Origin of the sequence: Citrobacter sp. Awk 2, assembly GCF_028069815.1 — a bacterium.
Lineage (GTDB): Bacteria > Pseudomonadota > Gammaproteobacteria > Enterobacterales > Enterobacteriaceae > Citrobacter.
Genome location: NZ_JANEWL010000141.1, coordinates 1 through 8,696, shown reverse-complemented (window position 1 = coordinate 8,696; position 8,696 = coordinate 1). Strand labels below are relative to the sequence as shown.

Below are 8,696 nucleotides of genomic sequence, written 5' to 3'. Positions count from 1 at the left end.
GAGATTAGTAGTCACCCAGATATATAATCTTCAATTATGGATTAACAACGCGGGCAACCCGCGTTGTTAATCCCCTATTCAGCGAGCGAGACGCCGGCGTCGCAACGCGATAGCCAGTTGCCAGATATTAATAAGCACAATGCTCGCGGTGGCGATAAAGACCCAGCGGAAACCCGCCATTGCCGATACGGTTGCACCCATCAAGGGTCCAGCGACGTTTCCAAGGTACATAAACGACTGGTTATACCCAAAGATGCGCCCGGTAATCTGCTCGCTGGAGTATTTCACTAAGAGCGTTTGCACCGCAGGCAGCATTGCACCATCGGCAAAGCCGAGCAGAAAACGTAATATCCCTAATTGCAACGGAGTGGTAACCCATGACATGGCGAAAAACAGCACCACGGCGAAGATAAGCGTTGCCATTAGAATCCGTTCAGTACCAATTCTGTCCCCCAGTTTTCCAAGACGTGGTGCTGAAATCAAAGCGGATATGCCAGGAACAGAGGCAATCAACCCGCTGAGAAAAGCGATATTTGAGCTATCTGGCACCATCGATTTGATAAACAGCGCCAAAATGGGGCCAATAGAGCCGTTACACAGTTGAATCACCATGGTGGTAAAAAACAGGCTAATGACCAGCGCGGGATACGGTAACGAAGCAAAAACAGCTTTTCCGCTTAAACGCTCGCTTTTTTTAATCGCCGGTCGGACACCCTCTTTAATTAAGAACAGTGTGACCAAAAAACTCACCACCAACAGCGCGGCGGTAATGCAAAATACCGCACGTAAGCCAACATGGTCAGCAATAAAACCGCCCATCAGCGGCCCGCCAATCACCCCACTAATTTGCGCCGTGGAGAGCGTGCTCAACGCCCAGCCACTACGCTCGCGCGGGACTTGCGACGCCACCAACGCCATCGCATTAGGAATATATCCCGACGTTAACCCCATCACTCCTCGCAGCAGAAAAAGCTGCCAGACGTTCGTTGCAAATGCCTGCAGCAAAATGGCAATGGCCATGCCCAGCGAGGCCCGTAACAGCATCAGCTTACGCCCTTTACGGTCAGCTAAACTGCCCCACATCGGTGAAACAATGGCAGAAATAAGAAACGTGACGCTAAACGTTAGCCCGGACCACATTGAGAGCGCTTCGTGCGAGGTGACTCCCAGTTGGGAGATATAGAGCGGTAGAAAAGGCAGGATTTGGCTGATCGCCAGTCCGGTGAAAAAGCAACCGAACCACACGGAAATAAGGTTAACTCTCCAGGATTCCATAAGGACTCATAACGGTAAGTAGCTGAAAACTGCGAGCAGCTTAACAAATTACGCCTGCAAACGAGGGTCCAGAGGTGCGATGTTTCACAGTTTAGTATTTTATCTCCCCGCTCATCATATTTGTGATATTCATCACATCAAACCCACATTATACACAGGGGATTATGCTTCGAACATGGCCTGTAGATTTGTGCGTATTCATTCCCAGGGAATCCACCAAAACAATCTGCCAGAAGCCGAGGAATCCTGCGTTTTGTCGTGGTAATGTATGTGCTTTGCATTCAAGGAATGGGTTTTTAAGATGGCAAAGTTGCGAGTAGGAATCGTATTTGGTGGTAAATCAGCGGAACATGAAGTGTCATTGCAATCGGCAAAAAATATTGTCGATGCCATCGACAAGACTCGCTTTGACGTTGTGCTGTTAGGTATTGATAAACAAGGGCAGTGGCACGTGAGCGATGCCAGCAACTATCTGCTCAACGCTGACGATCCGGCACGCATTGCGTTGCGTCCTTCCGCGACCAGTCTGGCGCAGGTACCGGGTAAACAAGAACAGCAACTGATCGATGCTCAAAACGGTCAGCCACTGCCTACGGTCGATGTTATTTTCCCTATCGTGCACGGCACGCTGGGTGAAGATGGTTCACTGCAAGGCATGCTGCGCGTGGCAAATTTACCGTTCGTCGGTTCTGATGTGCTGGGCTCCGCGGCCTGCATGGATAAAGACGTCACCAAACGTCTGCTGCGCGATGCCGGATTAAACATCGCGCCATTTATTACGCTCACCCGCGCCAATCGCAATGCCATCAGCTTTGCTGAGGTCGAATCGCGTCTGGGCCTGCCGCTGTTTGTGAAGCCAGCCAATCAGGGATCATCCGTTGGCGTCAGCAAAGTCACCAGCGAAGCGCAATACGACCAGGCTGTAGCACTGGCGTTTGAGTTCGATCATAAAGTGGTGGTGGAACAAGGGATCAAAGGCCGCGAGATCGAATGTGCGGTACTGGGAAACGATCACCCGCAGGCCAGCACCTGTGGCGAGATCGTCCTGAACAGCGATTTCTACGCCTACGACACCAAATATATTGACGATAACGGGGCCAAAGTCGTGGTTCCGGCGGCAATTGCGCCAGAAATTAACGACAAGATCCGTGAGATCGCTATTCAGGCCTACCAGACGCTGGGTTGCGCCGGGATGGCGCGGGTGGATGTGTTCCTGACCGCAGAGAATGATGTGGTGATCAACGAGATCAACACGCTGCCAGGCTTTACCAACATCAGTATGTATCCCAAACTGTGGCAGGCCAGCGGCTTAGGCTATACCGATCTGATCACACGTCTGATCGAGCTGGCGCTGGAGCGCCACGCTGCCGATAGCGCGCTGAAAACCAGCATGTAAAAACAGACAGGATGCCCGATAACTATTGGGCATCCTTGACGTCTTCATCCTCATCGACACGGCGGCGAATAATAAGTCCCGCGAGCCAAAAGCTAATCACCCACGTAACCAGCCCCACCGCATAGGTTTGCCATCCTTTCGCTTCAAACCCCAATAATCCCACCACGCCATTCAAAATAAAGATCAGCCCAATGGCAAACGCGTAATAGTGCCAGTCGCGGCGAATTTTTACAGGCAGGTTCATAACAACTCCGGTGGAAGTACATCGTTGAGCAGCATCCTCGCACATTTCCCTGTGGGCGTCTGTGTCCTGTGCGGAAATTCTGAAATGTGAGTTAATTTAACTTAAGGTTACATATTTGTGACGCTCAACAAAAAACCAAAATCCAGGAATAATCTCTACCTGAAATTACCATCATTCTGATATTGACAATCCCGATCACCTGTCAGACTCACTGTCAGTTACTGGTATGGCATCGACAACGCAGGATATTTCTGGAGGTCCCTATGGCTGATTTTACGCTCTCAAAATCCCTGTTTAAGGGCAAGCATCGAGATACCTCCTCTCTGCCCGGCAACATTGCGTATGCCGTTTTTGTGCTGTTTTGCTTCTGGGCCGGAGCTCAGGTTTTAAATCTGTTAGCCCATGCGCCCGGTATCTATGAAGAACTGATGCAGCTACAGATGCAAGAGACCGGACGCCCACGCGTTGAGATTGGCTTAGGCGTCGGCACCCTGTTTGGACTGATTCCCTTCCTCACTGGATGCCTTATCCTTGGCGTCATCGCGGCGGTGGTGCGCTGGCGCCATCGTCATCACAACGATGACTGACCCATACACTTCGCCCGACGATCATCCACGCGTTTAGCAAACCATGCCGTGGTCAAATTACGCGTAATCTTCGGGCTTTCCAGTTGAATACCTGGCAGCATTTCCCGTGGTAACGCTTTTCCTGCCTTCGCTTCCGCCAGCTTATACATCTTCTCGTACAGCGCGGTGTCCTCAAAAGCCAGGCTGTCGCCTTTTTGCAACTGACGATGGATATCGCTCTCACTCATCCCCAGCTTCCCGGCAAGCTTGCGTACTGCCAGCTCCGTTTTACCCGGTTCTTTGCTGTTGTAGAGAATCAAATCCCCATCCAGCGCCAGCTTCACACCACTGGCTTTGCTGACGGCATTCTGAAACGCCGCATTACGGCTGGCGTACCATCCCGCATTAAAATCCGCGAAACGGAAGATGGGCGCGCTATAGTTCGCCGGGTAATTCAGCAAGTGATACGTGCCAAACCAGAGTCCACCGCGCAGGGTGAAGACTTCCTGACGTACCGTTCCTTCCATTTTCCACGGATACCCGGAAGTATGCTGTTCGGCAAACGCAATGCTGACCTGCATCGGCCCCCCGGTATGCACCGGGTTGAGCGAACCAAACAACGTCTGCCCCATCGGCACCATATTGATGAAATCATCAAAAATGGCGCTAAGCTGCTTTTCCGTCTTCACCGAATCCAGACGCTCGCTATAACTTTTCCCATTTGGCGAGTTAATCTTCAGTGCGGTATGAACCAAAAACACCGGGATATGCATACGCTCGGCGCGACGGTCAATCTCTTTCCAGGCTATTTTACTTAAATTCGGGACAACCGGATCGGCCTGATAGTTGGACTCCTGCTGCGCCACCGCCAGCACCGAACAGATATTTTCGACCGTCGGTGCCAGCTTCTGGCTGGCAAACGTTTTCGCCAGGTCCTGCGCCCACGCGTCCCGGTCTTTCACACTGGCAGGCATTTTCTGGCGCACCACGCTCGCCACATCGACGGCTTTCTCCCCTTTTTTTAACGGCTGTGCGGGTTGGCTACTACATCCCACCAACACCAATGCGGCCAGACCAGACAAGGGGTAAAGACGGGAAACCGTCGACATAACATCTCCTTTTGTTAGCTAAGCGTATGGGTAACAGCCTGAATTTCCTGACCATCCAGTTCACGTTCGAAACTGCGCAGACGCTTATAGATAGACATCAGTTCAACCAGCGTCGTCCACGAATTAATCAAATACTGGAACGAGCCGCGTACCTGACCAAACACGTTGGTGATTTGCGTCATCAAACCGAGCGTAATCGTACCGGCAACAATCGATGGAAACAGCAGGAACAAACCGAAAACGTTATCAACCTGCAGGTAAAGAATACGGGCGATATTGAAGTACATATAGTGAAAATAGAGGCGAAAGTAGTTTTGACGCACCGCGTGGAACAGCTCGCGAACCGTCGGCGGCGTCGCACGATTACCATCATCTTCACCGTACACCAGCTCTTTACGGTACGCTGCTTCCACCCGCTGATTTTTGAACTCCAGCCCAGGCAGTTTGATCCCCACCACGGCCAGCAACCCGGTCCCCATCAACGACCAGACAATCGCGGCAATCACCAGACCGTAGGGAATATGTCCAACAATCGGCAGATCCGGGACATGCGCAGAGAGCGTAACCAGTACCGGCAGGAAGGCAATCAGCGTCATAATCGCGTTAATAAAACTCACGCCCATGTCTTCCAGCGTGGAAGCGAAACGCATGGTGTCTTCCTGCACACGCTGCGCCGCACCTTCGATATGACGCAGATGCTGCCAGTGCGCCATATAATGTTCGTTCATCGCGGTACGCCAGCGGAAGACGTAATGGCTGACGAAGAAGTTGTTCATCACGCCAATGACGACGGCTATCAGCGCAATCCCGAGAAAGATCCCCACTTCCTGATAGAACTGCTCAATTTTCACCTTATGCGGCGTGCTGAGCGCGGTTTGAATCAGGTCATAGAACGGCGCATACCAGGCGTTGACGGCGACGCCGACTTCAACCAGAAACCAGGTGACGAAGATAATCAGCGAGGTACCGAGTATTGACCAGTACTGCCAGCGGTGCGGACTGTAGATAAACCAAAACAGCGCGAACACGCCAACGCACAGAATGTAGTACGCATAAAAAATCAGATAATCGAGCGACCAGAATCGCGCTGCGCTAATCGGTACGTCCCCCGATGCGCCGGTAATCTGTGCAACCCAGGCTCCCCCACCAGCCTGCCAAAATACAACTGCGACCAGTGCCCAAATAAATGCCGAAATAAAGAACGGCCCCGGCTTTGGGAAAAAAGACTTAAACATAGTGCTCTCCTGCTAACTTCTTATCGTTATGACGACTGCTGTGCATTTGCCACGGTGGTTTACCGCGACAAGACGGCTTACGCCCAAAAAACACAAGCTGAAACCGACAATTGTGACCAGAACCGACGCACTTAGTTCGCTATCTGGTTTTGTAGAATTGTTTCTGCGGTTTTCACACCGACAGCGTTCCGGCATGTTCAGATTATTACAGCGTGAGATCACAAAAGCGAACATCCACTCTCCGGGAAAAGCCCACGTTTACTCATCGTTACGTTTTTCCCACTATCATTGGCTGATAAGCGCTTTGCAATATGCCAACGAGTAGTATAAATACGCATACGCACGTCATCTTTTACTTCCTCTAACTCATGGACACCACCGTTGAAACGTAGTCTGCTTTTTTCTGCCACGCTGTGTGCGGCGTCATTGACATCTGTCCAGGCGGCACAGCCTATAACCGATCCCGTCTTTGCCTCTGACATCGTCGACCGGTATGCCGATCATATTTTCTACGGCAGCGGAGCTACAGGGATGGCGCTTGTGGTGATTGATGGTAATCAGCGCGTGTTTCGTAGCTTTGGTGAAACGCGCCCCGGCAATAATGTTCACCCACAGTTGGATTCCGTCATTCGCATTGCGTCGTTGACCAAATTAATGACCAGTGAAATGTTAGTGAAATTACTCGATCAGGGTACGGTAAAACTCAACGATCCATTGAGTAAATATGCACCACCAGGCGCACGCGTTCCGACATATCAGGGAACGCCTATCACGCTGGTGAATCTGGCGACGCACACCAGCGCACTGCCACGCGAGCAGCCTGGCGGCGCGGCAAAACGCCCGGTCTTTGTCTGGCCGACTCGCGAACAACGCTGGAGCTATCTCTCTACCGCAACGCTAAAAGCCGCACCAGGCTCGCAGGCATCCTATTCGAACCTGGCGTTTGACCTGCTGGCCGATGCGCTGGGAACCGCGTCCGGCAAACCTTATCCGCAGTTGTTTGAAGAGAAAATCACCCGTCCACTCGGAATGAAAGACACCACCTTTACCCCGTCACCCGATCAGTGCGCACGCCTGATGGTCGCGGAAAAAGGCGCCAGCCCGTGTAACAATACGCTGGCGGCCATGGGCAGCGGCGGCGTCTATTCTACGCCGGGCGATATGATGCGCTGGATGCAGCAGTATCTCTCCTCTGATTTTTATCATCGTAGCCAGCAGGCCGACCGGATGCAGACGTTGATTTACCAGCGCACACAGTTAACCAAAGTAATTGGGATGGACGTTCCCGGCAAAGCCGATGCACTGGGTTTAGGCTGGGTCTATATGGCACCGAAGAATGGCCGTCCGGGGATTATTCAAAAAACAGGTGGCGGCGGTGGATTCATCACCTATATGGCCATGATCCCGCAGCAAAACGTGGGCGCCTTTGTCGTTGTGACCCGCTCCCCGCTGACCCGCTTTACCAATATGAGCGACGGAATCAACAATCTGGTGAGCGAACTGAGCGGCAACAAACCGCAAGTAATCCCTGCCTCCTGATTCAGCACGCCACAGGCAACGGGTTGAAAATCTCCCGTTTGCCTGTGTTCACAAACGCTTTCCTGGCGGATGCGGCATAAAGGCAACTTTCATAAACTCCCTTGCAACAGGTTCAGGTATACTACGGCCTTCGATTTCACAAACATCAGGCATACCATGACAGACCTAATCCAACGCCCTCGCCGCCTGCGCAAATCCCCTGCGCTGCGCGCTATGTTTGAAGAGACAACACTGAGCTTAAATGACCTGGTGTTGCCGATCTTTGTTGAAGAAGAACTCGACGATTACAAAGCCATCGAAGCCATGCCAGGCGTGATGCGCATTCCGGAAAAACATCTGGCACGCGAGATTGAACGCATTGCCAACGCCGGAATCCGTTCGGTGATGACCTTCGGTATCTCCCACCACACCGATGACACCGGCAGCGACGCCTGGAAAGAAGACGGTCTGGTGGCGCGCATGTCGCGTATCTGTAAGCAGACCGTACCGGAAATGATCGTCATGTCCGACACCTGCTTCTGTGAATACACCTCGCACGGTCACTGCGGCGTATTATGCGAGCACGGCGTTGATAACGATTTAACCCTGGCCAATCTTGGCAAACAGGCGGTGGTTGCCGCCGCTGCGGGTGCTGACTTCATCGCGCCTTCCGCCGCGATGGACGGCCAGGTGCAGGCGATTCGCCAGGCGCTGGACGCTGCAGGCTTCACCGATACCGCGATCATGTCCTATTCCACCAAGTTTGCCTCTTCGTTCTACGGTCCGTTCCGTGAAGCCGCAGGCACTGCGCTGAAGGGCGATCGTAAAACTTATCAGATGAACCCGATGAACCGTCGCGAGGCAATCCGTGAATCATTGCTGGATGAAGCTCAGGGTGCAGACTGCCTGATGGTCAAACCGGCGGGTGCCTATCTGGATATCCTGCGCGATATCCGCGAGCGCACCGAGCTGCCGATTGGCGCTTATCAAGTCAGCGGTGAGTACGCGATGATCAAATTCGCGGCCATGGCCGGTGCTATAGATGAAGAGAAAGTGGTGCTGGAAAGCTTAGGCTCGATCAAACGCGCTGGCGCAGATCTGATTTTCAGCTACTTCGCACTGGATCTAGCTGAGAAAAAAATCCTGCGCTAACGTTTTTGTTCCATGCCGGGTGGCGTAAACCATCCGGCCTGTTATCGCCAGCCTAAAGACTCTAACGAGTAACAACGCTTAGCGTCTTGCTGTTTATGATTCATTCTGAAATTCAACATTACAACCAATATGAATTATTCGTAAATGAAGGCTAAAATGACATATGTATTCCATTCTTCTATTTGAAGGTATAGTTATAGT

The 8,696-nt window shown here is 52.1% G+C and carries 8 protein-coding genes; 4 read left to right on the top strand and 4 right to left on the bottom strand.

The window, feature by feature from the left end; translation table 11 throughout:
• Positions 1 to 78: 78 nt before the first annotated feature.
• Positions 79 to 1,275, bottom strand: coding sequence for a multidrug efflux MFS transporter (locus tag NNO02_RS21800; protein WP_202039330.1), 1,197 nt, complete (start codon positions 1,273 to 1,275; stop codon positions 79 to 81).
• A 301-nt stretch (positions 1,276 to 1,576) separates the two neighbouring features.
• On the opposite strand from NNO02_RS21800, the gene ddlA reads away from it, so the two are divergent.
• Positions 1,577 to 2,671: a D-alanine--D-alanine ligase gene (ddlA, locus tag NNO02_RS21795; RefSeq protein ID WP_271441110.1), complete on the top strand. Its 1,095-nt coding sequence runs from the start codon at positions 1,577 to 1,579 to the stop codon at positions 2,669 to 2,671.
• Positions 2,672 to 2,693: 22 nt separating this feature from the next.
• Here the strand turns inward: ddlA and NNO02_RS21790 are convergent, their stop codons facing one another.
• On the bottom strand, positions 2,694 to 2,915 hold the full coding sequence (locus tag NNO02_RS21790; RefSeq protein ID WP_137384665.1) for a DUF2754 domain-containing protein: 222 nt from the start codon (positions 2,913 to 2,915) through the stop codon (positions 2,694 to 2,696).
• Between the two features lie 263 nt (positions 2,916 to 3,178).
• On the opposite strand from NNO02_RS21790, the gene NNO02_RS21785 reads away from it, so the two are divergent.
• Complete coding sequence (locus NNO02_RS21785) at positions 3,179 to 3,502, top strand: YaiY family protein (RefSeq protein ID WP_048212467.1); 324 nt, start codon at positions 3,179 to 3,181, stop codon at positions 3,500 to 3,502.
• On the opposite strand, the gene NNO02_RS21780 is transcribed toward NNO02_RS21785, so the two are convergent.
• Complete coding sequence (locus NNO02_RS21780; RefSeq protein ID WP_271441111.1) at positions 3,487 to 4,590, bottom strand: DUF1615 domain-containing protein; 1,104 nt, start codon at positions 4,588 to 4,590, stop codon at positions 3,487 to 3,489. The two genes, NNO02_RS21785 and NNO02_RS21780, sit on opposite strands and share 16 nt — an antisense overlap.
• Before the next feature lie 14 nt (positions 4,591 to 4,604).
• Positions 4,605 to 5,825 (bottom strand): peptide antibiotic transporter SbmA, encoded by a 1,221-nt coding sequence (gene sbmA / locus NNO02_RS21775; protein ID WP_040232769.1) that lies wholly within the window; start codon positions 5,823 to 5,825, stop codon positions 4,605 to 4,607.
• A 381-nt stretch (positions 5,826 to 6,206) separates the two neighbouring features.
• Between sbmA and ampH the strand changes: the two genes are divergently transcribed.
• Complete coding sequence (ampH, locus tag NNO02_RS21770) at positions 6,207 to 7,364, top strand: D-alanyl-D-alanine-carboxypeptidase/endopeptidase AmpH (protein ID WP_271455721.1); 1,158 nt, start codon at positions 6,207 to 6,209, stop codon at positions 7,362 to 7,364.
• Between the two features lie 156 nt (positions 7,365 to 7,520).
• Positions 7,521 to 8,495: a porphobilinogen synthase gene (gene hemB, locus NNO02_RS21765; RefSeq protein ID WP_045440399.1), complete on the top strand. Its 975-nt coding sequence runs from the start codon at positions 7,521 to 7,523 to the stop codon at positions 8,493 to 8,495.
• Positions 8,496 to 8,696: the final 201 nt, after the last annotated feature.